Source organism: Phytoactinopolyspora endophytica (assembly GCF_004138495.1).
Taxonomy (GTDB): domain Bacteria; phylum Actinomycetota; class Actinomycetes; order Jiangellales; family Jiangellaceae; genus Phytoactinopolyspora; species Phytoactinopolyspora endophytica.
Map to the genome: position 1 here is coordinate 146,480 of NZ_ML142851.1, position 823 is coordinate 147,302.

The 823-nt window shown below is 64.4% G+C and carries 1 pseudogene; it reads right to left on the reverse strand.

The annotated features are described in order from the left end of the window. A pseudogene (locus ELR45_RS37045) lies at positions 1 to 420 on the reverse strand (MMPL family transporter); the annotation flags it as partial. Positions 421 to 823 lie beyond the last annotated feature (403 nt).

The following is an 823-nucleotide window of genomic DNA, read 5'->3' on the forward strand; positions in this document are numbered from 1 at the left end:
TTCGATCGTGGCGAGGATCATCGCCTTGTCGCCGTCGTCATTGCGCAGTGAATCCTGACCGGACGCCCAGTACGACACGACGTTGGTGACCCCGGCTTCGTCGGCCAGCCGTTGTGTGAGATCGGCTCCTGTGGCGGCGGATGTGGGGTCGTCGACGCTCCCGGGGGCTTCGACGAGTAGGACGAGGTTGGGTTGCCCTTGCCCGAACGTCTCCTCGAGGATGTCGCTGACCTGCCCCGACTCCGCTCCGGGATCGTCCCAGCCGCCGGCGGACAACTTGCTGAACAGTGTCGAGCCCGACGAGCCGGCGACCAGCGCCAAGAGCGCGACGATGAGCAGCATCGCGCGTCGACGGCGCATGGCCAGGCCGGCCAGCCTGGCGAACAAGCCGTGTGTGGTCACGGCCGAGGGGGGTTCCATACGACCTCCATAAAGTGAACAATACTGTTCGAGTTAAATGATTGCCAGCGCTTGTCCGGCGTCGTGTGGACTGGTGACTTCGTCGACACCGCGCTCTGTAACGTGGGCATGAAACCAAGAGCCTCTCGCCGGCCCGGAATGTGACATCCGGACGGTCCGATGCGGTGGATGTCACACTTCCGCGCTGCGGGGCGTCTTGTTGGCGGCATCGGTGAGCAAAGAAGTCAACTCACATGGGCGAGGAGTCTGCCGTGGACGAATGGACACCATCCGAGGAAGACCCAACGCGCGTGGGCGCGCACGGAGCAGGCCAGCACGCCGGCGCATCCATGGACACCGCCACCGAGATCTTCGCCGAGCACAGGGAGCTGCTGTTCTCGGTCGCGTACAACATCCTCGGCAC